General features: G+C 50.9%; 22 protein-coding genes, 1 tRNA gene and 2 pseudogenes. 10 read left to right on the top strand and 15 right to left on the bottom strand.

The window, feature by feature from the left end:
- Positions 1 to 17: 17 nt before the first annotated feature.
- Together ACT3RQ_RS04525 and ACT3RQ_RS04530 are read right to left on the bottom strand one after the other, a co-directional pair.
- Entirely contained in the window at positions 18 to 686 is a 669-nt protein-coding gene (locus ACT3RQ_RS04525) for an amino acid ABC transporter permease (protein WP_444639821.1), read from the bottom strand.
- Between the two features lie 71 nt (positions 687 to 757).
- Positions 758 to 1,609: an ABC transporter substrate-binding protein gene (locus tag ACT3RQ_RS04530; RefSeq protein ID WP_444639820.1), complete on the bottom strand. Its 852-nt coding sequence runs from the start codon at positions 1,607 to 1,609 to the stop codon at positions 758 to 760.
- A gap of 612 nt (positions 1,610 to 2,221) precedes the next feature.
- Between ACT3RQ_RS04530 and ACT3RQ_RS04535 the strand changes: the two are divergent.
- Together ACT3RQ_RS04535 and ACT3RQ_RS04540 are read left to right on the top strand one after the other, a co-directional pair.
- Positions 2,222 to 2,941 (top strand): annotated as a pseudogene (locus tag ACT3RQ_RS04535) (transposase); the annotation flags it as partial.
- Between the two features lie 57 nt (positions 2,942 to 2,998).
- Positions 2,999 to 3,154, top strand: a pseudogene (locus tag ACT3RQ_RS04540) (transposase); the annotation flags it as partial.
- A gap of 562 nt (positions 3,155 to 3,716) precedes the next feature.
- On the opposite strand, the gene ACT3RQ_RS04545 reads toward ACT3RQ_RS04540, so the two are convergent.
- The 4 genes from ACT3RQ_RS04545 to ACT3RQ_RS04560 all read right to left on the bottom strand — a co-directional run bounded on the left by ACT3RQ_RS04545 (position 3,717) and on the right by ACT3RQ_RS04560 (position 5,712).
- A tRNA-Pro gene (locus tag ACT3RQ_RS04545) sits at positions 3,717 to 3,793 on the bottom strand.
- Positions 3,794 to 3,888: 95 nt separating this feature from the next.
- Positions 3,889 to 4,698: an inositol monophosphatase family protein gene (locus tag ACT3RQ_RS04550; protein ID WP_444639709.1), complete on the bottom strand. Its 810-nt coding sequence runs from the start codon at positions 4,696 to 4,698 to the stop codon at positions 3,889 to 3,891.
- Positions 4,699 to 4,792: 94 nt separating this feature from the next.
- Complete coding sequence (locus ACT3RQ_RS04555; RefSeq protein ID WP_193053501.1) at positions 4,793 to 5,245, bottom strand: anti-virulence regulator CigR family protein; 453 nt, start codon at positions 5,243 to 5,245, stop codon at positions 4,793 to 4,795.
- Between the two features lie 125 nt (positions 5,246 to 5,370).
- Entirely contained in the window at positions 5,371 to 5,712 is a 342-nt protein-coding gene (locus ACT3RQ_RS04560) for a hypothetical protein (protein WP_193053582.1), read from the bottom strand.
- Positions 5,713 to 5,993: 281 nt separating this feature from the next.
- Here ACT3RQ_RS04560 and pilB point away from each other — a divergent pair, with 281 nt between their 5' ends.
- From pilB to ACT3RQ_RS04590, 6 genes are all read left to right on the top strand, one after another.
- Positions 5,994 to 7,688: a type IV-A pilus assembly ATPase PilB gene (gene pilB / locus ACT3RQ_RS04565; RefSeq protein ID WP_444680060.1), complete on the top strand. Its 1,695-nt coding sequence runs from the start codon at positions 5,994 to 5,996 to the stop codon at positions 7,686 to 7,688.
- A 3-nt stretch (positions 7,689 to 7,691) separates the two neighbouring features.
- Positions 7,692 to 8,924, top strand: a complete 1,233-nt coding sequence (locus tag ACT3RQ_RS04570; protein WP_444639705.1) for a type II secretion system F family protein — start codon at positions 7,692 to 7,694, stop codon at positions 8,922 to 8,924.
- Between the two features lie 17 nt (positions 8,925 to 8,941).
- The gene (locus ACT3RQ_RS04575; protein WP_444680061.1) at positions 8,942 to 9,793 is read left to right on the top strand and encodes a prepilin peptidase; all 852 of its coding nucleotides are present in this window, start codon (positions 8,942 to 8,944) and stop codon (positions 9,791 to 9,793) included.
- Positions 9,794 to 9,924: 131 nt separating this feature from the next.
- The gene (gene coaE, locus ACT3RQ_RS04580; protein ID WP_444639703.1) at positions 9,925 to 10,515 is read left to right on the top strand and encodes a dephospho-CoA kinase; all 591 of its coding nucleotides are present in this window, start codon (positions 9,925 to 9,927) and stop codon (positions 10,513 to 10,515) included.
- Positions 10,516 to 10,544: 29 nt separating this feature from the next.
- Positions 10,545 to 10,778, top strand: coding sequence for a DNA gyrase inhibitor YacG (yacG, locus tag ACT3RQ_RS04585; RefSeq protein ID WP_172116555.1), 234 nt, complete (start codon positions 10,545 to 10,547; stop codon positions 10,776 to 10,778).
- Between the two features lie 33 nt (positions 10,779 to 10,811).
- Complete coding sequence (locus ACT3RQ_RS04590) at positions 10,812 to 11,687, top strand: DNA replication terminus site-binding protein (RefSeq protein ID WP_444621997.1); 876 nt, start codon at positions 10,812 to 10,814, stop codon at positions 11,685 to 11,687.
- A gap of 8 nt (positions 11,688 to 11,695) precedes the next feature.
- Here ACT3RQ_RS04590 and ACT3RQ_RS04595 read toward each other — a convergent pair whose 3' ends face one another.
- The 9 genes from ACT3RQ_RS04595 to ACT3RQ_RS04635 all read right to left on the bottom strand — a co-directional run bounded on the left by ACT3RQ_RS04595 (position 11,696) and on the right by ACT3RQ_RS04635 (position 24,190).
- Positions 11,696 to 12,034: a hypothetical protein gene (locus ACT3RQ_RS04595; protein ID WP_444621998.1), complete on the bottom strand. Its 339-nt coding sequence runs from the start codon at positions 12,032 to 12,034 to the stop codon at positions 11,696 to 11,698.
- Between the two features lie 1,176 nt (positions 12,035 to 13,210).
- A complete protein-coding gene (locus tag ACT3RQ_RS04600; RefSeq protein ID WP_444639702.1) occupies positions 13,211 to 13,588 on the bottom strand; it encodes a histone-like nucleoid-structuring protein, MvaT/MvaU family in 378 nt (125 codons plus the stop codon).
- 293 nt (positions 13,589 to 13,881) lie between these two features.
- The gene (rpsA, locus tag ACT3RQ_RS04605) at positions 13,882 to 15,558 is read right to left on the bottom strand and encodes a 30S ribosomal protein S1 (protein WP_172116551.1); all 1,677 of its coding nucleotides are present in this window, start codon (positions 15,556 to 15,558) and stop codon (positions 13,882 to 13,884) included.
- A gap of 195 nt (positions 15,559 to 15,753) precedes the next feature.
- Positions 15,754 to 16,443: a (d)CMP kinase gene (cmk, locus tag ACT3RQ_RS04610; protein ID WP_444639701.1), complete on the bottom strand. Its 690-nt coding sequence runs from the start codon at positions 16,441 to 16,443 to the stop codon at positions 15,754 to 15,756.
- Entirely contained in the window at positions 16,436 to 18,715 is a 2,280-nt protein-coding gene (locus ACT3RQ_RS04615) for a bifunctional prephenate dehydrogenase/3-phosphoshikimate 1-carboxyvinyltransferase (protein WP_444639700.1), read from the bottom strand. Before ACT3RQ_RS04615 ends, cmk begins: the two co-directional genes overlap by 8 nt.
- A 5-nt stretch (positions 18,716 to 18,720) precedes the next feature.
- On the bottom strand, positions 18,721 to 19,812 hold the full coding sequence (gene pheA / locus ACT3RQ_RS04620; RefSeq protein WP_172116548.1) for a prephenate dehydratase: 1,092 nt from the start codon (positions 19,810 to 19,812) through the stop codon (positions 18,721 to 18,723).
- A gap of 5 nt (positions 19,813 to 19,817) precedes the next feature.
- Positions 19,818 to 20,921: a 3-phosphoserine/phosphohydroxythreonine transaminase gene (gene serC, locus ACT3RQ_RS04625; protein ID WP_444680062.1), complete on the bottom strand. Its 1,104-nt coding sequence runs from the start codon at positions 20,919 to 20,921 to the stop codon at positions 19,818 to 19,820.
- Positions 20,905 to 23,610 carry a DNA gyrase subunit A gene (gene gyrA, locus ACT3RQ_RS04630; protein ID WP_172116546.1) on the bottom strand — a complete coding sequence of 902 codons (2,706 nt, stop codon included), beginning with the start codon at positions 23,608 to 23,610 and terminating at the stop codon, positions 20,905 to 20,907. The genes serC and gyrA overlap by 17 nt, the downstream gene beginning before the upstream one ends.
- A 145-nt stretch (positions 23,611 to 23,755) precedes the next feature.
- Entirely contained in the window at positions 23,756 to 24,190 is a 435-nt protein-coding gene (locus tag ACT3RQ_RS04635) for an acyl-CoA thioesterase (protein WP_193053491.1), read from the bottom strand.
- A gap of 166 nt (positions 24,191 to 24,356) precedes the next feature.
- Between ACT3RQ_RS04635 and ACT3RQ_RS04640 the strand changes: the two genes are divergently transcribed.
- Positions 24,357 to 25,295, top strand: coding sequence for a recombination-associated protein RdgC (locus tag ACT3RQ_RS04640; RefSeq protein ID WP_193053490.1), 939 nt, complete (start codon positions 24,357 to 24,359; stop codon positions 25,293 to 25,295).
- A gap of 56 nt (positions 25,296 to 25,351) precedes the next feature.
- Positions 25,352 to 26,536: a 1-acyl-sn-glycerol-3-phosphate acyltransferase gene (locus ACT3RQ_RS04645; protein ID WP_444680063.1), complete on the top strand. Its 1,185-nt coding sequence runs from the start codon at positions 25,352 to 25,354 to the stop codon at positions 26,534 to 26,536.
- Positions 26,537 to 26,599 lie beyond the last annotated feature (63 nt).

Below are 26,599 nucleotides of genomic sequence, written 5' to 3' on the forward strand. Positions count from 1 at the left end.
AGGCTGAACCCCTTATATTATTTTTCAAAGCCTGGTACGGCCAGCTTACGCTCAAAAGCGTACAGCAAGCTGTTACCCGCACGATTAAGAATGAAGTACATAAGCGCGATCACGGCAAACACGGTCAAAACATTTCCCTGAGTACTGGTAATGATATAGTGTGCCTGGCGTGTAAGCTCAACGACACCAATCACATAAGCCAGAGAAGTCTCTTTAATCGCGGAAGAAAACTCGTTTGTCCACGGGCCAATCGCATGGCGTGCTGCCTGCGGGAACATGATGTGCCGGATGGCACTTAATTTGGACATCCCCATGGCGCGAGCTGCCATCATTTGCCCGGCAGGCACTGACTGAAATGCACTACGAAAAATCTGCGACTGGTAAGCCGCTGAGCGCAGCCCCATGGCAAGAACAGCGGCACCAAATGCTGAAACATCCCAAACGCCCGAGATACCGTAATAGAATATGAACAACATGATGATGATCGGAATGCCGCGAAAAATACGTTCATACACTTTTAATGGCCACTGCACCAGGCGTGACTTAGGCCCATAGAGCTGGATTAAACAAATCGCCATCCCAAGCACAAAACCGATCAATAGAAGCGCCGCTAACAGAACAATGGCAACGCCTAACCCTTTAAGCAAGAAAGGGAAATCACGTATCAATACGTCATAGATATTCATGAAAGCTTCCCTACGAGGCAGACAGGAAGCGCCCTAAATAAAATCAGGCCGCTTCTTAATAAACCGAAAAGTTATTCGTTACCTAACTCGGGAAGACCAGCAACAGGCTTTTGATAAGTGTCAACAAAGTCGGGCATATGACCGGGAATCGCAGGAGGCGTTACGCCAGGAATGTATTCTTCAACAATCTCACCCCACGTACCATCTTCATAAGCTGTCAGAATCCCTTGGTTTAGAATGCCTAGAATTTCCTGAGGGTCACCTTTTGTAACGGCAAGTGCTAACGGGGCACGTATGTAAATTTTACCTGCCATTTTTACCGGTCTGCCCGCGTTGATATATTCCTGAGCAGATGTATCGTCGACGATTACGGAGGAAATACGACCAATGGCCATATCATCAACCGCAGTGACATAGTTATCGTACCTGGCAAGTTCGACGTCTATATCACTGGAGTTCACAACATTCTCTTCCATCCAGGCTTGCTGTGAAGAGCCACCTTGAACACCCACGCGTGCACCACAGCACACGGCAGTAAAGATGTTTTGATCAGAATCCTCCGGTACCAACACAACATCGTTCGTTTCCCACCAAGGGATTGTAAAGTCGATATTCTGACTGCGCTCTTCCGTCACCGTCAGCCCAGTTGCGAGAATATCAATTCTTTCTGCCGCTAACGCAGGGATCAAGGATGAAAAGGGCATATCCTGAAACTCAATTTCAAAACCAGCCTCATCTGCAATGGCCTCCATTGCATCAATGGCAATACCTTTGAATTGACCACTCTCAACGTATGCCCAAGGCGGAAAAGCAGCTTCCACACCGACAGTGTAAGTTTCCTGAGCATGCGCAGAGGTTATAAAAAAGCTTCCACTAATAGCCGAACAAAGCATTGCGGTGGATACAAAAGATAGTTTTTTCATAATAAGATGCCCTGTGATTTGGATTTATTGTCAGTAGCATGGGAGTTTGGTCAGCTCTGAGCATGCTTGTCAAGTTAACGAGCTAGCAATTGTCTTGCCAAATTTAATTTAATAAGATAAACATTTATTAAGGCCTGTTTACATGGGTAATCATAAAACCAAAGGCTAAGGCTAATGCCGCCATGCTTTCGCTGAACACAATCAGCGGCCCATAAGCAACCACGACCAAGTGAATCTTGCTCGTGTTACCCGCGCGACTTTTACCCCTTCGACGGCGCTACTGGGTCTCGGCAACTCCCTCCCAAAAATGATCATCCTCCCATTCAAGCTCATGCAGTGCCCAAGTACGGGCGTCACGGGTTAGCACCCATTCGCCGTTGATGCGCTCTCAGCGGGAGGCGGCACGCCACCGGCCATCGACGCGCACGCACTCTTCGACATAGTGCCATTGCTCGTCAATGCGTAGTTGCATGGGTTGGATCCAGCGCTGCAGCCACACATCGCCGTCGGTGCTGTAACGTCGGTGCTGTAACCATCCCTAAAATCGGTGCATGCGTGATTAGAGTTCTCCAGCCTACAATGAGGCAATCGGAGAACGGCATGAAGAAATAACGGTACACCGAATCTCAGATCGTCAAGACCCTGAAGGAAGTCGAGGGCGGACGCCTGGTCAAGGAAGTATGTCGGGAGTACGGCATCTCCGATGCGACCTACTACAACTAAAGCCAAGTACGGCGGCATGGAAGCGTCTTAAATAGCTGGAAAAGGAAAGCCGCCGTCTGAAGCAGATGTACGCCGAGCTCAGCCTCGACCACAAGCTTCTGAAGGATGTCATCGAAAAAAGCTGTAAAGCCGGCTGTTCGACGAGAACGGGTGGATTATCTCAAGCAGGCTCATGGCGTTAGTCTCCGACGGGCCTGCCGTATCGCTGGCATCAGTGACTCTGTGTACCGGTATCGGCCAAACACCTCCCGGGATGAACCAGTAATTGCAGCGCTTCAAAGCGCAACTAACCGCTATCTCGCCTACGGCTTCAGAAAAACCTTCAAGGTGCTGCAACGCTGGGGGGTATGGATGGAATCACAAGCGGGTCCACCGGCTATATTGTGCACTCAACCTGAATAAACGACGACGGGGCAAGAAACGGCTCCCGACACGAAACCCGGGGCCATTGAGCGTACCAGCCTCCGTCAATCAATGCTGGGCCATGTGAGCGACAGTCTGTTCAGTGGTCGCCGGTTTCGGACGTTTAACGTGCAGGACGACTTTAACCGGGAGGTACTGGCTATCGAGATTGACCTGAATCTGCCAGCACTCAGGGTCATATTGGTGAGGCTAAAACTCAATCAGAGTTAGCGCTCAATGCAATACACCAGCTCAACTACTTTTGATGCCTTTCTCTACAGGCATCGCCATTTGGTAGAAAACCTCTTTGCCCGGCTGAAACACTTTCGCAGTATTGCCACTCGCTTTGAAAAACTGGCACGAAATTTCAAATCCATGTTTTACCTGGCGCGCACCTTCATTTGGTTGAAAATGAAATGAGGACACGCCCTAGTAATATGTCAAAAATCTTCTGGCCTCCTCAAACTAAAGGGAATAAAGGCGAGCAGCGCAGGTTGCGCGGTGAGATATTGAGAGAAAAGTTAGGCCTCCCTGATCAAGGCCATTTTCTGTGCGATAGAAATATTAGAAACCACTTAGAACACTATGATGAGCGATTAGACGATTGGAGAGAAAATAGCCCAGAGCGTCACATCCTCTCAGACATGATTGGCCCGCCCAGCGCCATAGGGGGTATCGATCCCCAAAACATGATGCGAGGCTATGCCCCCTCCACACATTCATTTAACTTTAGAGGCGAATCGTACGATATACAGCAACTAGCAGATACTATCGTCTTAATAAATGAACAAATTTCGGATTTTGAATCCGAGAGATCTAACCATAGGTAATGGCCTAGCTGGCCCACACCTTACGACTATTTCTGCATAGCTTATCCAGAGCTACGGAGCGCTGGTTTTACCAAAATATTACCAATGTTTTACCAAGCAAAAAAAACCGCCGCTCGGCATGACCCGTAAGCGGCGGTTTTCAATAATATTCTTGGTCGGAGTGACAGGATTCGAACCTGCGACCTTTGCAACCCCATTGCAACGCGCTACCAAGCTGCGCCACACTCCGATGTCTTGTGCATTTCCCTCAAGACGGTGCGTATACTATCGCTTTATGCGCCAAATGAAAAGTTATTTTTGCGCTTTCTTTTCAAGTATTTGGCATTAGGCATGGTCTGCATCCAGCAACAGGCGATGCATCGCTTCATACACACCGGGCGCAGTCACCAGCAGTTCATTAGGATACAGGTCCGCAGGCACGCCTTCTGGAACGATACCCAAGTGCCCTACGCTTGCCCCAGCTTCACGGGCAACAACCCAGCCAGCAACAAAGTCCCAAGGCGAAACGCTTTCATAATAAGCACCCAAGCGTCCGCAGGCCACATCACATAAGTCCAACGCTGCTGCTCCATTGCGTCGTACATCTCGACAATGCGCCAGTACTCCATTCAAGCGTGCTAGTAGTTTTTGGCGGGCCTCTTTTTGATAAGGAAAGCCTGTACCTACCAGGGTTTCAGCTAGCCTCATCACCTTACTGGCTTGGATCGGTTGCTGATTGCAATAAGCGCCCTGTCCTTCTGCCGCACTGAAGGTTTCATCCAGGAAAGGCGCATAGACCACACCCACCTTGGCTATCCCCTCTTCCATCCACCCAATGGACACCGCAACATGCCGTAACCCTTGCGCAAAGTTGACGGTTCCATCAATGGGGTCTACCACCCAAAGTTTAGAAACATCGGCATTTAACGCATGCGCGGGGGATAGTTCTTCACTGAGGAGCGCTTCATCAGGGAAGTAAGTGTTTAATCGTTCTCTTATTAACTGATCGACGGCCACGTCAACATCCGTGACTAACTCATCACCCGCTTTAAGCCGTTGTGAAAATGACTGGTCTGCGCGTGCCTGACGAATGAGCTCTCCTGCCTCATGGGAAATAGAAACGGCTACATCCAGACGCTCTTTCAATGTATGCATTGCTCTGCTTTTCCTTCTACGCATTGCGAGGAGTTTGAGCATAGTCACACAATATGACTTTTTAAGTCACGATGATGCAATAAAAGCAGGAAAATTAACGCAGTGCACCCACCAGAATGTCGACGACTACACGCGTGGCCGCCTCAATCAGCACTACATCAGCGCCTACTCGTTCCCATTCGTAGCCAGGATAGCGCGGCAAATGACCGGCCAATGAGCCGTCAAAGCGCTTTGCTATACCGGGTGGTAGCGGTTTGCCACGCTGAATTTGTCGTTGAATGCCGGGGGGCAGTGATTCAGCAGCGGGTGCATTAAACTGGCGTAGCAAGCGCAGTAGCTCGCGCTCATTGACGCGTGGCAAATCCACATATTGCTTATTGTGGCTTTCACGCATCGAACGTGAGCTTCCTTGCTGATACCGCTGCTCTTGCCCATTATCGCGTGCGCCATGGGCTGGCGCGTGGGCAGGCGGCTGTGCAAACGTGTTGCTGGCAACTATCAATCCTCCCAGACAACTTACCAACACGGCTAGACTCGTTCGCTTCATTTGAAAACCTCTCACTAAACATATTGGCTAACACGGTTAGCTTGTAGTGTAGTGAGGAAATACGCACAGAGTATGGAAATATAAAGATCATACGGGGTCTTTTAACATCCACTCCCTATCGGATACTAAGAGCCTTTGACCACGATTTTTCCTGCTTCAATATTAATAATGCCCCCGCGTGCTGACTGAATTTCGATTCCATCCCCACTTGTGTTACTGCTCGTAAACGCGTCAAGCAGCTCTTGTTTACGGCTATCAGTGCCGCTATCACAGGCTTGAAAGCTGAAATCATCAGAAATAGCTGAGTCTGCTTGAGCTGTTTCGGACAGCGAATAATTTACCAATGCCATACTCCGATAGGAAGCCAGCTCCCCCTCGCAGGCGGTTAAAGACGCTTTATCAAGGTAATTCCCATACTGGGGCACTGCCACTGCCATCAAAACGCCCACGATAGCAATGACGATCATGAGCTCTATCAGAGTAAAGCCATCTTCACACCCTTTGGTCTTGCCGCTATGTTTATCCAAACTGCCCCCTGTTTATCGACATCACACACATTTTTATTGAAATTACCAACTAGTCTTACCGCAGCATTATAGATACAATACTAATCATAATTAATCAATTTATTAGTTAAAATATTAGTTTTTCTTACGAGCGTAGGCAAAGCATTTTTAGAAACTTTTCATGAATTATAACAATCACTTAAATATCAAAAGCTTAAAATATCATCTTTTCGAGATTATTGATGGAATTTGAAGGATTAGCCAAGCGTTTAATTAACAGCGAGCTGCTAAGCATTGACCAGGCCGAAAAAGCAGAAACAGCATCACTCGCCTTGGGGATATCATTATTACGCTATGTAGCTGAACAAAGACTCGTGGACGCTAGCGCCGCCGCCTGTGCAGCTGCTTGGGAATATGGTTTTCCAGTGATAGATTTAGAGGCTCTGCAGCTAGAATCACTGCCAAAAGCGACCAGTTTTCCTGCTCATTTTTTAACATCATTAAAAGTCCTGCCTCTGGCTCAACGGGGGCGTCATCTCACAGTCGCCATTTCCTGCCCATCAGTCCTGTCTCAACTTGATGAGCTAACATTTACTCTAGATGTCGTTAGTATTGAAGGGATTTTGGCCCCGTTCGATCAGCTTGAGACCGTATTAAGTAGCTACCTCACCCATCATAAATATGCCTCTTTGGGTTCCATCAAGCATCTGCCTGATTATAAATTAGCCTCTGAAGATGACGATTTTCAGCTTGAAGATATGGCCCAAAGTATAGAAGACGGGCCTGTCGTTGAATTCGTTAATAAAGTACTGTTGGACGCTATTGATCGGGGCGCTTCAGACATTCACTTCGAGCCCTATGAGCAACACTACCGTATTCGATTTAGGATTGACGGCGTGCTTATTGAAGTTGCTCAGCCACCACTGACAATGCGAAATCAGATAGCAGCACGCTTGAAGATCATGGCTCGCCTTGATATCTCGGAGCGTCGCCTTCCTCAAGATGGAGCCATTAAATTCTCGGCAAAACGCCATCAAACGTTAGATTTGCGTGTCAATTCATTGCCGACCGTTTACGGCGAGAAGGTCGTACTACGTCTGCTTGATCCTACCTCTCTTCAGCTTGGCATTGACCAATTGGGCTTTTCAGATACCCAGAGGGGGCTCTATGAAAAAGCACTTGAACAACCCCAGGGAATGATTTTAGTCACAGGTCCTACTGGCAGTGGCAAAACAGTCTCCCTCTATACGGGCATCGCCCTACTCAATCAAGTAGAGCGGAATATCTGCACTGCAGAAGATCCTGTTGAAATCAAGGTAGCAGGTATTAATCAAGTGAACGTGCTACCTCACATTGGATTGGATTTTGCCAATGCACTGCGCGCTTTTCTCCGTCAGGATCCTGACGTAGTGATGGTAGGTGAAATACGCGATCTTGAAACGGCAGAGATTTCAATAAAAGCAGCACAAACAGGTCATCTTGTACTTTCAACCGTGCATACCAATTCTGCGGCAGATACCCTGACTCGCTTATGCAACATGGGAGTATCGCCGTTTAACATTGCAAGTTCGGTGAGCCTGATTATTGCACAACGCTTAGCTCGAAAATTATGCAGTCATTGCAAACAGCCTACAAACATCCCCATGGATGCCCTATCCAGCGAAGTTACCAATGAAGATACCCTTCAACAAGCAACCTTTTACCGTGCTGAAGGATGCAAAAAATGCACACATGGATACAAAGGCCGGGTGGGTATCTATGAAGTGGTTCCCGTTTCCGAAACAATTCGGCAGCTCATTATGCACAACGCGTCCGCACTTGAAATTAACGAGCAGATCAAAAAGGAAGGACATGCCAGCCTTCGCCAAAGTGGCTTTTATTACGTTATCCAAGGCATTACCAGCCTGGAGGAAATTAATCGTGTCATTAAGGAGTAACGTTTGACTCGATATGCCGTTAAACGTAAAGCCAAGTCACCCCGCTTGTATCGCTGGAAATGGACAGGGACGGTGGGCCAAACACGTTTACTACATGGTGAAATTATCGGCCACAGCAAGGTCGCCGTTACCGCCGAGCTACGTAAACAAAATATTGACGTGCGGCGTGTCGCTAAAAAAAGCGACCTGAGTAGCCAAGGACGTATAAAGCCTCGCGATATCATGATTTTTTCACGCCAGATGGCAACGATGATTCAAGCGGGCATCCCCCTATTACAGGCTTTTCAGGTAGTGGCTGAAAGCCTGAAAAAACCGTCGATGGTGGCGCTTGTTCATCAGCTAACCAATGACGTAGCATCAGGGACAAGCTTTTCTGACGCCTTACGATACCACCCTCAATATTTTGATCGTTTGTTTATTAATCTGGTTGATGCAGGCGAACAGTCCGGCACTCTTGACAAAATGTTAGAGCAAAATGCGGTTTATAAGGAAAAACTAGAGTCCCTAAAGGGGCGTGTCAAAAAGGCGTTGTGGTATCCGACGACCGTTTTGCTGACCGGCATCGCGATTACACTGCTATTACTTATTAAAGTGGTACCTCAGTTTGAAAGCATGTTTCAAAGCTTTGACGCTGAGCTACCGGCGGTGACACAGCTAACCGTCGACTTATCGATGCTGGCCCAACAACTATGGCTACCTTTACTGGGAACAGCCACAACAGTGATTCTATTGCTGCGATGGCTGACGCGCCGCTCTCCAGCGCTTGTCTACCTGCTTCATCGCCTTTTGCTACGTATTCCTGTTATCGGCAACATCATTGATAAAGCGGCTGTTGCACGATTTTCCCGTACCTTGGCCACGACGTATGCATCCGGCATTCCTCTGGTAGAAGGGCTTGCAACTGCGGCTGGCTCAACGGGCAATAAGGTATATGAACAAGCGGCACTCCAGACACAAAAGGAGGTAGCAACAGGTCAGCAGCTGCATTTTTCAATGCGAATGACCAACCGTTTCCCTGCTTTAGCGATCCAGATGGTAAGCATTGGTGAAGAAGCCGGTGCCCTTGATACCATGCTCCACCGTGTAGCCAGTTACTACGAAGAAGACGTCGATAACCAGGTGGATGCGCTGACGTCTTTAATGGAGCCCCTCATTATCATTGTGCTGGGCATTTTGGTGGGGGGAATCGTCGTTTCTATGTATTTACCTATTTTTAATCTGGGTACCGTCATCTAGGTATTCTGAGGAGCATTATGAGTTCTCTTACGCTGAGCACCGGCCTGGTGGTTTGTTTGCTGGGCCTCTGCTTGGGTAGCTTTGCAAACGTTGTTATCACTCGTCTTCCTGTCATGCTAATGCGTCACTGGCGGCTTGAGGCCCGTGCGGCTCTTGAGCTGCCTATGGAACAAGCACCTCGCTTTAATATTGCGACACCTCGCTCACAATGCCCACGCTGCGAGAGTTCCATCGCCTGGCACGATAATATTCCCTTAATCGGCTGGGTTAAACGACGCGGCCGCTGTGCAAACTGCCACACCCGCATTAGCTTGCAGTATCCCCTTGTAGAATTAAGCAGCGGTGTACTGGCCCTAACAGTTGCGCTTCTGCAGGGCATAAACCTCTCCAGCCTGTTTATTTATGCAGCCTGCGTAACCCTTCTCGTACTGGCCGTGATCGATCTTCGCACCTACTTGTTACCGGATATTCTCACCCTTCCCTTGCTGTGGGCTGGCCTTGTCTATCAGCTCTTATTTCAGCCCTACTTACTAACCAATGCCGTCGTTGGTGCAATGGCGGGTTACCTGATCCTTTGGAGTTTTTACTGGGTATTTAAACTAACCACTGGAAAAGAGGGCATGGGGTATGGTGATTTTAAGCTTCTAGCCGCTCTTGGCGCTTGGTTGGGTTGGAGCTTCCTGCCCCTGCTCTTACTGCTCTCAGCCGGGATAGGTGCTGTTGTAGGCGTTGTGGCACAGACACGCTTTCCACACTTACGTGGCGCACCGCTTCCTTTTGGGCCTTTTCTCGCGTTAGCGGGCTGGACATGCCTCCTGGAAGGACATGACCTTATCGCCCTTTATTTGTCCTTTTTCCCTGGGGTTTAATACAAACCAAGAAGGTATATTGCATCTCATGCCCAAAGCGGCGCCTACATGGGCGTAATGCGCTATGGGTACCGACTTTCTACGTAAAAACACGTAAAATAGCGTTTTAAAGAACGCAATAAAGGGTAGCTATGATTATTGGCTTAACCGGAGGCATTGGTTCGGGTAAATCAACCGTAGCGCGCGCGTTTGAATCGCTAGGGGCCAGCTGGGTAGATGCAGATATCGTTGCCCGTGAAATTGTGGCACCAGGTGAGCCCGCCTTGAGCGCTATTATTGATTATTTTGGTTCAAATATTGTCAAGCAAGACGGAACGCTTGATAGAGCCGCTTTGCGTTCAATTATCTTTGAAGATCCACCCAAGCGTGAATGGCTAGAGTCGCTTACTCATCCGATTATCAGAAAACGGTTAGTCGCGCATTTAACCTCTCTATCCCACGATTCACCCTATGTACTTCTCGTTTCACCGTTACTTTTTGAGTCAGGACAAAACATGCTGGTCGCTCGAACAATTGTGGTTGACGTACCCACCGATGTTCAGCTTTCCAGAACACTCGCTCGTGATGACGTAAGCCCTAAACAGGTACGTGCCATTCTTGCAGCGCAAATGTCTCGTGAAGAGCGCTTGGCTAACGCCGACGATGTGATAGATAACAGCGGAGATTATGACTTTATGATGCGTCAGGTTGAGCGTCTGGACAGTATTTATCGCACTCGTTAATTCAATTTTATCTATATTTCAGGATTATTATGACTCACCCTGCTAATGATACTCCCATGGAAGTTAACTGCCCCCACTGCGGCCAAAAAGTGGCTTGGGCACCAGAGAGCACCTACCGCCCTTTTTGCAGCAAGCGCTGTCAATTAATTGATTTTGGCGCATGGGCTGAAGAGTCTCACCGTATCGCAGGCGAGCCAGCCATGGATGAGGCTGACTTGGATACCCTTCTGGCACAAGCGGATAAAGATGCGCCTCTTTCTTAACGAATGGTTTTCACGGTGAGGTAAATATTGGTCATGCAAGAGCCCGATGTAACCGCTTATCACTTATTGCATGAGCTTGATAATCGATTTGATAATCTGGTTTGCGCTATTGAAGCGGCGCTGGTGCTTTACGAAAGGCAGCGCCCGGCGGCGTGGGTCATGCATCAGCCGTCCGTCGAATTAAACTGGCTGCGAAACGCACTGCTGGATATGTGGCACTTGGAAGGCCAGGACGGTCGTGAAACGCGTAATTACATAGGAGTGATTGCCGCTGGCACTCCCCTTATTGAGGCAGTTGGCACTATTAACCATGCTAAAACAGCAATTAGCGAGTTAATCCATAGGATAAAAGAGCTCTCTCCAAAAGCATTCGGAGAAATCAAGCAACGCCTGCCACAACGCCACCCTCAAGTAGATAATGTATTGCGCCGTACCGGGCTTGCCAAACTCCACCTGAAACAGTGTTGGCGACAAATACCGATTGCTGAAGCGCCGGTTTCGCGTATACGGCTTGCCTGGTACAGCAGCGGGCGCTCTATCAAGCGTCTCAGCGTGCAGGAAGCGGAGAAAAAGCTCATGCAACTGGATACCGAAGCGCCGCATATACGTATTCAACTGCGCAAGCTGGCTGGCCTTCCTGGCGACGAAGCGTTGGCACAAGTACAAGCGCAGGCGCCTTTGATGCGGGCGAACCTTTTTTTTACTGAGCCTTTACTCGACGGGCACTCACGGCGGGCGCTCAATATTGCCATGCCGCTGTTTGTGCCCGCTCCTGACCAACGCCTGCCCCATATCAACTTGCCGCCGCTACACCCCCCTACGGAACGCACACGGGCAAGAAGGCGCGATGAAAAGCTTGAGCACGAAGCGTTTTTACCCAGCTTGCGTATTTATCGCTACCGATCCTGATCAAAGGCCTAGCCACCAGTGAGCTCAGGCGCTTGATGTTGTGGCCAGAGCTCATAAAACAACAGCGTTGAAATGAGCTCGTGCAGCTCCTGGTCCGATTGGTTGTACTCATCCATTAACGCTTTCAAGCGCTCTCCAAACAAGCGCTCTCGCTCTTGTGAGCGTTTTACTGCGTCATCTTCTTCTAACGCTGCCAATGAGCGTACCGGTGGCCCGGTTGGAATATCGAAGTCACTCTTAGGATCTTCCAACTGGCGCAAAGCTTGCGCAAATGCATCATCCAACTCACGAAACTTACGCAGCTTGTCACGTTCATCCGACTGTTTTGGAGTTTTGTGATATTTCATTGATGTTTCATTCATACCTTACTTGAAATGGTCGAAGTACCGCCACAACAGATATTTCCACAAGAGATACCCAATGCCGCACAGCCAGCCTGAAAGTCTGCCGTGCATCTCGGTGCAGTGGAATTACCACCAAGCGATGACAACAAGGTTATCGGCCAATGCCAATAGCCTTACGAGAAAAGGTTCAACGTATCATTCACTAAAAACGTATAGGACGTAAACGACAAAGCCTATATGCCGGCTAACTCACATCCCCGGAAACGCTATTAAAGGCACAGCTATCCAATAGCGTTTTAAAGGCAAGACGAGCAGCCACAGAATCGTACACAAAAAAATCAAACAATAGTCAACACGATACGATGGGGCAAGCTATATGCACAAGCGACCCATATATGTCAGACAGCAACTCGATATTCCCGGACAGCGCCCGCCTTTCAATAGCGATATCAAATCAGGCCAAGCCTGTTTTTAATAAACCATAAAAGAGCGTAGTGTACAAACAGAATACTCTCCACCCCTTTGCTCTTACCAGCACAGAACAGCAGCGTGACCGGTCTACTGCCGAGCTGATAGAAGCAGTTGAATATGCCACTGAACTAGGCAAGGAACGACTACAGGCTACTTAGGCTCTGTCTGAAAAGTGTCTGCGCTCGACAATACGGCGTTAAAAATTGGCTCAAAATACTCATTTACACATGTAAACTCCGTTTTTTCGCCAATTTTTGCCTTGTCTTGTCTTCGCTCGTCGACTTTTCAGACAGACCCTAGCATGTTCATACAAAACCGTATTGCCAGAAAGGCGACGCGATGGGCTCAACGGGTAGCCAGTATTGGGCGTATACCCGGAAATAGCAATGGCACTCACCGCATTCTGCATCAGATAGCCCATGAAGGCACTTACAGCCTCGCCAAGCGCCATGCATGCTTAGGCGACTATCCTTCCAGCAAGCTATGTCACAGCAACGACACGGCCATATCAGTGACACGATTACCAAACACGCTAAATAATTTCAAGCTGGCAAAGAATGCAGCACTAACTTTTGCGGCGCTAAGCTAACGGGAGATATTTTTTTAATATTGAATAGCTATCGGGCCTACTGTGAGCCGCGCACCGGAAAGCTGCCTCTTGTTAAAGCAAAGCCGGCATTTCTTAAGAGAAGTGCCGGTAGTTGCTAATTAATCTTCCATGCTTTCCAGCCAGGACTCAACAGTTTCGTCACCGTATTCATCCTTCCAGCTACGCAAACCTTTATGGTTACCACCACGGGTTTCGATAATTTCGCCCGTATTGGGGTTTTTATACGTTTTTAGGCGACGCTTACGGCGACTAGTATTATTGCTGCCAGAAGCCTTGGCGCCACGTTGATCGTTTGTCGGATCCAGCAGGGCGATAACATCTGCAGGACGCTTACCAAATTCATTCATTAGCGCTTCAAGCTTAGCCTTGAATTCCAACTCGCTTTTTAAACGCTGGTCTCCTTCAAGACGCTGCAAGTCTTCTTGCAACTGCTTAAGTTGCTGCTCTTTTTGGATATATTCGTTTAGAAGTGACATGGGGAGTCCTTATACTTCAGATTTATCTTCTGGATATTGAATTGACACTCATCATATCCATTAGTTCAGAATGCGCGCTCATTATTACTTTAAAAGCACTAATTGACAATAGTCTAGTGTACTTTCATTCAATTACTAAGAGGTTTTTTAAGCGAATAGCGTAGATTTAAAAGTTTTTAAGCAGGTTGGTAAATCTAATTTAATACAACTAACTGGCTTAGAAAACAGCTTGTTAATAAGCAAAAAAGCGCCGCCCATAGGGCGACGCTTCTTAGAACCAGCGACTAAATAGCTTAGTCTTGGCCCATCTGCTGCTTGATCAGGTCACCGATAGTGGTCGGGCCACCAGCTTCGGGTTCCTGGTCACGCAGTTTCTTCAGGTTCTGACGAGTATCGTCCTGCTCTTTCGCTTTGATCGACAGATTAATCTGACGACTCTTGCGATCGACATTGATGATACGCGCTTCAACGCTGTCGCCTTCATTCAGCACATTGCGCGCGTCTTCAACACGGTCAGCACTGATTTCAGAGGCTTTGAGGATGGCAATAACATCGGTTGCCAGCTCAACGTGTGCTTCTTTTGCGTCTACTTCAACAATACGGCCAGTCACCATGCTGCCCTTATCGTTAACAGACAGGTATTCAGCAACAGGATCGGAATCCATTTGCTTGATACCTAAAGAGATGCGCTCACGCTCAGGATCGATAGACAGAATAACGGCTTCGGCTTCATCACCTTTCTTGAAGTTACGAACCGCTTCTTCGCCAGTTTCTGTCCAGGAAATGTCGGACAGATGAACCAGACCATCGATACCACCTTCAAGGCCGATGAAGATACCGAAGTCAGTGATTGACTTAATGGTACCTGAAACACGGTCGCCCTTGTTGTATTCAGCGTTGAACGTTTCCCACGGGTTAGCAGTACACTGCTTGATACCCAGAGAAATACGACGACGCTCTTCGTCGATATCCAGCACCATGACGTCAACATCGTCGCCCACTTGGACAACTTTAGACGGATGGATGTTTTTGTTGGTCCAGTCCATTTCAGAAACGTGAACCAGACCTTCAACGCCCTCTTCCAGCTCAGCAAAGCAGCCGTAATCGGTCAGGTTAGTGACCACAGCGTGTACTTTGGTGCCTTCCGGGTAACGCTGCTTAATGTTGACCCACGGATCTTCGCCCAATTGCTTCAGACCCAGTGAAACGCGGTTGCGCTCACGGTCAAACTTAAGCACTTTAACGTTGATTTCGTCGCCAACAGCAACGATTTCAGACGGGTGCTTAATACGCTTCCACGCCATATCGGTAATGTGCAGCAGGCCGTCAACACCACCCAGATCTACGAACGCGCCGTAGTCTGTCAGGTTCTTAACGATACCTTTAATCTGCTGGCCTTCTTGCAGCGTTGCCAGCAGCGCTTCGCGCTCGGCACTGTTTTCAGCTTCAAGTACAGCACGACGAGAAACAACAACGTTATTACGCTTCGGATCAAGCTTGATGACTTTAAAGTCCAGCTCTTTATTTTCCAAATGCGCAGTATCGCGAACCGGACGTACGTCGACCAAAGAACCCGGCAGGAAGGCACGGATAGAGTCGACATCGACAGTGAAGCCGCCTTTGACTTTACCGTTGATCACGCCTTTGATGATTTCGTCTTTCTCGAAGGCGGCTTCCAGAATCTTCCAAGCTTCTGCGCGCTTGGCTTTTTCACGGGACAGACGCGTTTCACCGAAGCCATCTTCTACGGCTTCTAGTGCAACGTGGACGTCGTCACCGATAGCGATGTTTAACTCGCCATTTTCATCGCGGAATTGTGCCGCCGGTATCTGGCCTTCAGATTTCAGACCAGCATTGACGGTAACCCAGTCGCCATCGATGTCGACAACTTGAGCCGCGACGATAGCGCCTGGCTCCATGTTAATGTCGTTAAGGGACTGTTCAAACAGTTCAGCAAAGCTTTCGCTCATGGTTTTCCTACGTGATCAACGTTGTTGAGGCATAAATGCCTTCTCCGTACCACCAGCGAGTACGGGCCTAATGTCACTCTGCCTTTGGAGGTGTTAACGCTGGTTAGACCTGACCGGGCTCTCTGATATGAACGATCATATGAACTGCCGCCCTGCCATGTCATGACACCTTTCCAAAAACGCCGCAAGGGAGAATCAGGTGCCGGATACGAACCCTTTTTGGGCAAGCAATTCCGCCAACCGTTCAACCACTTCCGGTATGCTCAGACGCGTGGTATCAAGCGTAATGGCATCATCTGCCGGCTTGAGAGGTGCCACGCTGCGCTGCGTGTCGCGTGCATCGCGTGCCTGAATCTCCTTCAAAAGACTCGAAAGACTAGCATTCATACCCGCTTCCTGCAACTGAAGATGGCGGCGACGCGCTCGTTCCTCAGCACTAGCAGTTAGAAATATCTTTAGCGGCGCGTCTACAAATACGACGGTGCCCATATCACGGCCATCTGCAACAAGGCCTGGCGCCTTCTGAAAATCTCTTTGCCGCTGAAGCAGAGCCGCGCGCACAGCGGGAAGCGCAGCCACCTGGGATGCCAACTCGCCAGTGTGCTCGGTCCGGATTGCCTGGCTTACTTCATCACCTTCAAGCAGCGTGCGGGGCTTACCATTTTCGATGGGAAATGCCACATCCAGCGATTCGGCTAATGCAGCAACAGCCGCTTCGTCATCAAGCGCAATACCATGCTTAACCGCCGCGGTGGCGGTTAGCCTGTATAACGCTCCGCTGTCGAGCAAATGCCAGCCTAAACGCTCGGCAACCAAACTACTGATGGTTCCCTTGCCTGCCCCACCTGGCCCGTCAATGGTCAGAACAGGGATAGGCTTAGTCATTCTCGCCCCCGACGTTAACCCCCATGCCGATTTTATTGGCAAGCTCAACGAAGGTGGGGAACGACGTAGCGACATTGGCGCAGTCATCAATAATAATGTCATCACTTGCGCGTAGTGCGGCAATGGCAAAGGCCATAGCGATACGATGGTCACCTAAACTATTAACGCGCCCACCACCGTAGCTTGCAACCTCGGCATTGGCGTTACCGATAATATCGATTCCGTCGCCAACCACGGTATGTTCAACGCCCAAAATCGCCAGCCCATCAGCCATGGCCTGAATACGGTCAGACTCTTTGACACGTAGCTCTTCTGCACCACGAAGACGCGTGGTGCCAGCAGCATTTGCCGCCGCAATAAACAGCGCAGGGAACTCGTCAATCGCCAAGGGCACTTGATCAACCGGGATATCAATACCTTTCAAGGGTGCATAGCGGATACGAATATCAGCAACCGGCTCGCCACCCACTTCCGCTTCGTTAAGTAGCTCAAGGTTGGCGCCCATTAACGTAAGAATATTAATAACACCGATGCGAGTCGGGTTGATACCGACATGCTCCAGGGTGATATCAGCACCCGGCGTTATTGCAGCCGCCACCATAAAGAACGTTGCCGATGAAATATCAGAAGGAACGTCAATGGGGCCAGCGCTCAAGGCACCGCCACCTTGCAACCAACAGGTGTCCCCTTCGCGTGACACAGAATAACCAAAACCATTAAGCATACGCTCGGTATGATCACGCGTTGGTGCCGGCTCACGCACCCGCGTCTCACCTTCAGCATAAAGCCCAGCCAACAGCAGGCATGATTTCACTTGAGCACTTGCCATAGGCATGTCGTAGAAAATACCTTTGAGCGCCGCGCCACCTTTAATTTTAAGCGGCGGTCGACCACCTTCAGCTGTCTCAATGGAGGCACCCATCAACCGCAACGGGTCCGCCACGCGTCCCATGGGGCGTTTGGTTAGCGACTCATCGCCGGTAAGCTCGCTATCAAATGCCTGCCCGGCTAAAAGCCCCGAGAACAGGCGCATCGCCGTTCCTGAGTTACCCACATAGAGCGGCCCGGCCGGAGCCTTAAGCCCCTTCATTCCCACGCCATGGATAGTGACACACCCTTGGTGAGGCCCCTCAATCGCAACGCCCATCTCACGAAACGCTTGCAGCGTCGCCAGGCTATCTTCACCTTCAAGAAACCCTTTGACCTCGGTGACGCCTTGAGCCAGCGCTCCTAGCATAATAGAGCGGTGTGACATCGATTTGTCACCCGGTACGCGCAAATGGCCTTTCGCCTGGCCGCCGGGCCGAACTCGGTAGGTTACCTTGCCTTGTGGTTGCATATTGTATTCCGCTTGGTAGCTGGTTTTATTCAATAACGTATCAAAGTAATGGCGTGCGTGGCTGGCACGATCAAAGGTCGCAATCAGGGCATCGCTATCGCCTCGCTCAATCGCGTGACGTAACTGAGCCAGGCCTTCTTCAAAATCATCTAAAGATGCCAGAACCGCCTCACGGTTAGCCGTAAAAATATCCCGCCACATGACCGGGTCGCTGCCTGCGATGCGCGTAAAGTCGCGAAAACCACCGGCGGCATAACGGAAAATCTCAAGCCGCTCATCCTGTCGGGCTAGCGTATCCACCAGAGAAAAAGCCAGTAAGTGGGGTAAATGACTAGTGCGTGCAAGGACCTGATCATGGCGCCCAACGTCCATCTCCAACACATTCGCGCCGCAGGCCTGCCACAACGCACGCACGCGCGCCAACGCATCACAATCGACCCCTGGCTCAGGCGTCAAAATAACGTTGTGATCAGCAAAAAGGCGCGGATTAGCCGCCGCCACACCGCTCTTTTCTGACCCTGCAATAGGATGACCCAACACCATATTGGCTGGCACAGCACCAAACACACGCTCGGCGCAGTCACGAATAGTGGCTTTGGTACTGCCCACATCGGTTAGCACCACATTGGCCGCCGCTTGCGAAAGCACGCCTGCCAACGATGCCATCACCGGCTCCATGGCAAGCACGGGCACCGCGAGGACGATCATGGTCGCGCCTGCCACTTGGTCAGCGAGAGTGACGCCCCCCGTATCGATTAACCCCATCTCGACACCGCGAGCGATTTCATCTTCGCTTGGATCGCAAGCCACAATCACGCCATTAAACCCTGAGGCGCGCAGCGCTGCTGCGAGTGACCCACCAATCAAGCCGAGACCAACGATCAATAGCCGCTGTTCATTACAGGAAGGTGCTTCAACGACCGATGATGCCATAGCGGTCACAGCACGCCCTGCGGATAGGAACCTAAAACGCGAAGCTCCGAGGCGCGTAACCTTACCTCTTCCAACACGGCAGCAACGCGCGGTTCGTCAGCGTGGCCCTTAAAATCGATAAAGAAAACATAGTTCCATACGCCCGTACGTGATGGGCGTGTCTCGATGCGCGTTAAATCAATATGATGCCGATGGAAAGGCTCAAGCAGGTCGTGCAGTGCACCAGGTTGGTTACGCATGGCCACGACAATGGAGGTTTTATCATCCCCTGCCATTGGCACACGCTCACTACCAATAATCAAAAACCGGGTCGAGTTATCCGGGCGGTCTTCAATTTTGTCAGCTACGCGCTCAAGCCCATACAGTTTGGCCGCCATATCACCTGCAATGGCCGCACTGTGCCATTCAGTTTTGACCAGCTTGGCAGCCTCTGCATTCGAGGAAACAGGAACCCGTTCGGCGTGTGGGTAATGTGCATCCAGCCACTTTCGGCATTGGCCAAACGACTGGGGATGCGAATAAATGCGGGAGATTTTATCGCGACGCGTCGTATCACTGATCAGCAGGTGATGGTGAATGCGTAGCACCACCTCGCCACAAATATGGATAGACGAATCCATAAACGTATCGAGGGTATGATTCACAACGCCTTCTGTTGAATTTTCAACAGGCACTACGCCATAGTTCACGGCACCCGCTTCTACTTCACGAAACACTTCATCGATAGCTGCCATGGGTAGGCTAATGGCGCTTTCGCCAAAGTGCTTTAGTGCCGCCTGCTGAGTAAACGTCCCTTCAGGCCCCAGATAAGCCACTTTGATCGGCTGCTCAAGTGCCAAGCAAGCCGACATGATTTCTCGAAACAGCCGCGCCATTTCTTCGGAATCCAGCGGCCCCTTGTTAAGCGACATAATCCGTCGCAGCACTTGCGCTTCACGCTCAGGCCGGTAAAACACCGCATCCTTATCGTGAGCCAGCTTTACATGCGCCACTTTTTGAGCACAGTCAGCGCGCTCACTGATCAGGCGTAGTATATCGCCATCAAGTTGATCGATACGTTGGCGTAGGTCGTCCAGATTGATCGACGAGTCGGACATGATTATTAGCCTCTTCGCTGTTCAAAATCAGCCATAAAAGCAACCAGCGCATCAACGGCTTCTTCGGGTACTGCGTTATACAAGCTGGCACGCATACCGCCCACGCTACGGTGCCCCTTTAGATTCAGTAGCCCCGCTTGGTCGGCCTCTTGCAAGAACGCTTTATCGAGGGCTGAATCAGCCAGCACAAACGGCACGTTCATACGCGATCGATTAGCCACTGCAATGGGGTTGCTATAGAAATCGCTGGCATCAATGGCGCCATAAAGCTTTTCCGCTTTACGCTGATTAATGGCATCCATAGCTACCAGGCCACCGACATCATCACGTAACCACTGGAATACAAGCCCTGCCAGGTACCACGCATAGGTTGGCGGCGTATTCACCATTGACCCAGCGTCTGCGAGCATTTGGTAATCAAACAGCGACGGAGTATTGGGGACCGCCCGGCCGAGCAAATCATCACGCACTACGGCAAGGGTTAGACCTGCCGGCCCAATATTTTTTTGGGCCCCAGCAAAGATAACGCCAAAGTCTGCGACATTAATGGACTTGGACAAAATATTGGAGGACATATCACAGACCAACGGCACATGCTGGCCATCTTCGCGTACAACCTGCGGCGTATAGTCAAATTCTAGCCCGCCAATCGTCTCATTGGAGGTGTAGTGCAGATAGGCCGCATCCGCACTTAGCGTCAACGCATCCTGGGAAGGTACATCCACATACCCACCCGCCTCACTGTTTCCAGCCAAGTGGCATGCATAGCCAAGTCGCTTGACTTCGCTAATCGCTTTTTTGCCCCAAATGCCCGTTTGGATAAAGTTGGCACTACCGCCCTGGCCCAGCAGGTTCATTGGCAGCATAGCAAACTGCATGCTGGCGCCCCCCTGCAGGAACAGCACCTTATAGTTGTCGGGCACACTTAGCAGCTGACGGAAATCGGCTTCCGCCTGCTCAGCAATGGCTATAAATTCATCGCTGCGATGGCTCATCTCCATAACGGATAAGCCACGCCCTTGGTAATCTACCAGCTCGTTGCGGGCTCTTTCGAGCACCGCAACAGGCAGGGCCGCTGGCCCTGCACAAAAGTTATAGTGACGTGTCATCAGTCGCCGTATCCTGTGCGCTGTCGCCCGCGTTGTCTGGCTCACCCTCTTCATCCAGTGCTTCAAGCTCACTGTCACCAGGCTCGTCAACACGAACTGTTTTAACCAGTTTTTCTTCTTTACCCAGACGGATCAGCATAACGCCCTGGGTGTTGCGTGAGGTGGTAGACACCTCTTCCACACGCGTACGTACCATCGTCCCGCGGTCTGTAATCAGCATCATCTCATCGCTGTCATAAACCTGCATGGCCGCCACAAGGGCACCGTTACGCTCGCTGGTCTGCATGGCGATAACCCCTTGGCCACCACGGCCGCGCAGCGGGAACTCTTCCAGGCGTGTGCGCTTGCCATAACCATTTTCGCTGGCCGTTAGAATGTAGATCTGGCCTTCTGCCTGGGTGCTTTCAGCAACGGTTTCTTCTGCCTCATCAACATCCGTATCAGCCTCAGCATCAATCTGCTGGCTCTTGGGAATGATCAGACTGATAACCTCAGCACCCTCTGCCAAGCGCATGCCACGCACACCTCGAGCGGTACGGCCCATTGCGCGAACATTGCCCTCTTCAAAACGGATCGCCTTACCGTTAGAAGAGAGCATCATGGCGTGGTCAGCGCCTGACGTAATAGCAGCACCCACCAGGCGGTCGCCCTCTTCAAGGTCAATGGCAATCAGGCCAACGCTGCGCGGACGCGAGAACTGCTCCAGGCTGGTGCGTTTCACCGTACCATTGGCGGTCGCGAAGAAAATATAGTGCTCGGGGTCGTAGTCACGCACCGGCAAGATGGCGTTAACCGACTCACCCTCTTCAAGCGGCAGCATATTGACCAGCGGTTTACCGCGCGAACCACGGCTCGCTGAAGGCATCTCGTAAACTTTCAGCCAGTACACTTTACCGCGGTTGGAGAACAGCAGAACGGTGTCATGGGTCGACGCAACGAGCAGATGCTCAATCACATCCTCATCTTTCATCGATGTTGCCGACTTACCGCGCCCACCACGCCGCTGCGCCTGGTAATCCGAAAGCGGCTGAGTTTTGGCATAGCCGGAACGCGACACGGTCACCACCATGTCTTCTTCGGCGATCAAATCTTCGATTGAGAGATCCAGATGGCTTGCCTGAATCTCTGTACGCCGGTCATTACCATACTGGTCACGCACGGCATGCAGCTCTTCACGAATCACTTCCATTAGCCGGTCGGCCGAGGCAAGAATTTCGGTGAGTTCTGCAATTTTTTCAAGAATAGAGAGGTACTCATTGAGCAGCTTCTCAGTCTCAAGACCGGTCAGACGATGTAGGCGCAGCTCAAGGATAGCTTGCGCTTGAGCAGGCGATAGGCGGTATTCGGTCGCGGAAGGATTAAGGCCAAAGCTTTCATCCAGCTCTTCGGGCTTGCACGAGGTAGCACCTGCCCGCTCAAGCATGCCGGTAACCTGCCCCGGTTGCCATGTTTTCGCCAGTAGTTTCTCTTTCGCCTCGGCTGCGCTGGGCGAGGCCTTGATCATCTCGATGATGTCGTCAATGTTCGAGATAGCCACCGCCAGACCTTCAAGAAGGTGGCCACGCTCACGGGCTTTTTTAAGCTCAAACAGCGTCCGGCGCGTCACTACCTCACGGCGGTGACGAATAAACGCCTCTAACATCTCTTTTAGGTTCAACGTGCGGGGCTGGCCATTCTCCAACGCCACCATGTTGATACCAAACACATTTTGAAGCTGTGTCTGAGCAAAGAGATTATTAACGACGACTTCACCCGATTCGCCACGTTTAATCTCAATAACCACGCGCAAGCCGTCCTTGTCCGACTCGTCGCGCAGTTCGGCAATGCCTTCGATCTTTTTCTCTTTAACCAGCTCGGCGATTTTTTCAATCAAGCGCGCCTTGTTCACCTGATAAGGCAGCTCGGTAATGATGATGTGGTCACGGCCGGTTTTATCATGGTGCTCAATTGTATGGCTAGCGCGCACATGGATGCGGCCACGCCCGGTGCGATACGCATCTAAAATGCCAGCGCGGCCGTTGATAATCCCCGCCGTGGGGAAATCAGGGCCAGGAATGTACGCCATCAAGTCATCCACCGACAGCGTGTAGTCATCAATCAGCGCTAAACAGCCGTCAATCACTTCGCGCATATTATGCGGCGGAATATTGGTTGCCATGCCCACGGCAATGCCCGACGAGCCGTTAATCAGCAGGTTGGGAACTTTAGTAGGCAAAACGGCAGGGATGCGTTCGGTGCCGTCGTAGTTATCGACCCAATCGACGGTATCTTTCTCAAGATCGGCAAGAAGCTCGTGCGACAGACGCGACATGCGCACTTCGGTATAACGCATGGCAGCAGCGTTATCGCCGTCGATAGAACCGAAGTTACCCTGGCCATCGACCAGAACGTGGCGCATTGAGAAGTGCTGCGCCATACGTACGATAGTGTCGTAAACCGCACTATCACCATGCGGGTGATATTTACCGATGACATCGCCGACAACACGCGCCGATTTCTTGTACGGTTTATTCCAGTCATTCCCCAGTTCATGCATGGCGAAGAGCACACGCCTATGAACAGGTTTCAAACCGTCACGCACATCGGGTAGCGCGCGGCCGATAATGACACTCATCGCATAGTCGAGATACGACTGTTTGAGCTCGTCTTCAATATTGACGGGCAAGATTTCTCTGGCGATGTCACCCATGAAAGTCAGATCCTTTGCACTGCATTGGCACTGCGAGAGTTGAAAGCGCTAAAAGTACCGCCTTTAAAAAAAGACGATGCGCAGATACTGCTACATCATACCACTGCATCCGCACCAAGGGCAGCCAGGACACTCCCCTTGATTATTAAGGCGTAAACTGCTCTTTGGTAAGTAGTAATGCATTCAGCCGCTCGGCAAGCTCATTTTCAATCACCGAGGCTTTATTCGCCCGCATATCGAGAAGCACAAACGTAAGATCGGCCTGTGCAACTAATACGCCATCGCTGCGATAGATGCGGTGATGACACAGCGCACGGCGTTCTCCTACCTCGACGATCCCCGTCAGAATAGTCAGGTCATCGCCCTGAACGGCGGCGGCGCGGTAGTCAATATTCAGGTTCACCACCACAAACGCCTGCCCCGCCTGATGAAGCTCGCTAATCATCGCTGGGTGCTCATCAAAAAACGCCCAGCGCCCCTCCTCCATAAACTCAAGATAGCGTGCATTATTGACATGCCCGTAGCCGTCCAAGTGGTAGCCACGTACACGCAGCTGAACGCGAGAAGGTAATACCGACATAACAACTCCTTTTAATAAACACAAGCGCAAGCCAACAGGCTCATTAGCCACTACCTCAATCAAACACAGGTTTAAAACACATACAACTTATACCTAAGCGGCAAGGTGCTGGCAGGAACGCCCCGCTTTCGACATAATGTGCCACCTTTTGGATAGGACTGGTGACATGTGGTTTAAGCACCTGCATTTATATCGCCTACATGGCGCCCCTGAGCTCGACAGTTCAACGCTTGCCGACGCATTGCAAGCACATGCGGCCAAACCGCTCGGCAATGCGGATGCTCGCCGACTAGGCTGGACAGCACCAGCAGGCCGCCTTGGCGGCGGTCAACTGCTACATGAAATCCAGGGCCACCGACTGTTATCCGTGCTACGTCAAGAACGCCTGCTACCTGCCTCTGTTGTCAAAGAGGAAGTCGACGAGCAGGTCGCTGATATAGAAGCGCGCGAAGGTCGCAAGGTGACGCGCAAAGAGAAAACCGCGCTTAAAGAGCAGGTGACGGAAGCGCTTCTGCCTCGTGCCTTTGTACGCAGCCAAAAAATTGACCTTTGGTGGGACACACGACGTCACTTGATCGGCATCAATGCCAGCTCTCGTACCCGTGCTGAAGACTTGCTAGACCTGTTACGAGAAACCTTAGGCAGCCTCAAGGCAACGCCCTTGTCATCCCAAACACTGCCTATTCGTGCGATGACAACATGGCTTGGCGACCCTGCAAACCGCCCGGCAGATTTGCAGCTGGGTGACCAGGTGGAACTTAAAGCCAAAGGCGACGATGGCGTTCTCCGCGCTCGCCAGGTTGACCTGGATAGCGATGAGATACAGCAGCTACTTGAGAGCGGACGCCAGGCAAGCAAGCTCGCCATGAGCCTTGAAGGCCGATTAAGCTTCGTTCTGCATGATGACCTGGCTCTGAAATCGTTGCGTTTTGGTGATGCCTTGATTGAAGAGGCCGACCATGCTGACGACGGCGATGACGCTCTGGCCCGGCTTGAAACCGACTTTATTTTGATGGCCCAAGCGTTATCCAATGACATTGTTCGTCTGATAGAGTGGCTGGGTGGTGAAAACAAGCAGGAACCTGCTGCCCCGTTAGGTAACTAAAGGGTTGATCGCGCTGCTATGAATTGTTCTTTATTGTTTATCATCCAACGGATCGCATGACTCATCACAACGACGCACCCAACGCACTGAACGCCGCTGACCCATGGGCGGATATACGCCCTTATACAGACAACGAAGTGGCCGATGTTCTCGCGCACCTGGCCCGCGATAGCGAGCTTCTTGATGCGCTTACTCGTTTTCGCCTTCCCCGCATGGCGCTCTGGGTTCCGCCGCTTGCCCGAAAGCTTGCAAGCCACGCGATACAGCGTGAAGTAAAAGGTGTGGCAACGGTGCGCGATTTTCAAATGCGCATCGCAAGCTACATGGATCGCATGATCCGCACCACTACCGACGCGTTTGAAGTGGCAGGCTTGGACAAGCTCGACCCAAATAGTGCTTATCTGTTTATTGGTAACCACCGGGATATTTCGCTCGACCCCGCGTTCGTTAACTACGCACTCTACCAGGCGGGCCGCGATACGGTGCGCATTGCCATTGGCGACAACCTGCTTAAAAAGCCCTATGTCACCGATCTAATGCGGCTCAATAAAAGCTTTATCGTCCCCAGAAGTGCGCGCGGAAAGCGTGCGATGCTGGCAGCGTACCAACAGCTTTCTGCTTATATTCGTTACTCAATTACCGATGACCAGCACTCCATCTGGATGGCTCAGCGTGAAGGCCGCGCCAAAAACGGCATTGACCGCACCGACCCCGCTATTATCAAGATGCTGACCATGGCCAAGCGTAATGCCGAGCGAGACATGATGTTTGGTGAAGCGGTAGCCGAACTCAAGCTGGTGCCTGTCTCGATTAGCTATGAATATGACCCTTGCGACGTGCAAAAAGCGCAGGAGCTACACGACGTGGCAACAGAAGGTAGCTATGCTAAAAGTGAATTTGAAGATATTCGCTCTATCGTTGCTGGCATTACCGGTGATAAAGGCAGAGTACAGCTGCGTTTTGGCTCCCCGGTAGGCGCCGACATGGCGACTCCCGATGAAGTAGCCGCTGAGATTGATCGTCAGGTTATCGGTGGTTACCGCCTCTTCCCAAGCCACTATTTAGCCCTGGAAGCACTCGGTGAAGCGCCGGAGTTGGTTGCCCGTAAAACCATCACTCGCCAGGACCGCGAACGCTTCCAGGCGCGAATGGCGGCAGTGCCGGAGAATCTGCGTCCTTACTGGCTGGCTCAGTATGCCAATCCGGTAAAACACAAAGCAGGCCGTTTAACGTTAACGTAGTAGGCTAAATCACTGGTCTAAACGTAGACAAGCCATACTCGCTGCACTAAAAATGCTATGGTC

This window comes from Halomonas sp. AOP43-D1-4 (assembly GCF_052446175.1).
Lineage (GTDB): Bacteria > Pseudomonadota > Gammaproteobacteria > Pseudomonadales > Halomonadaceae > Vreelandella > Vreelandella citrativorans.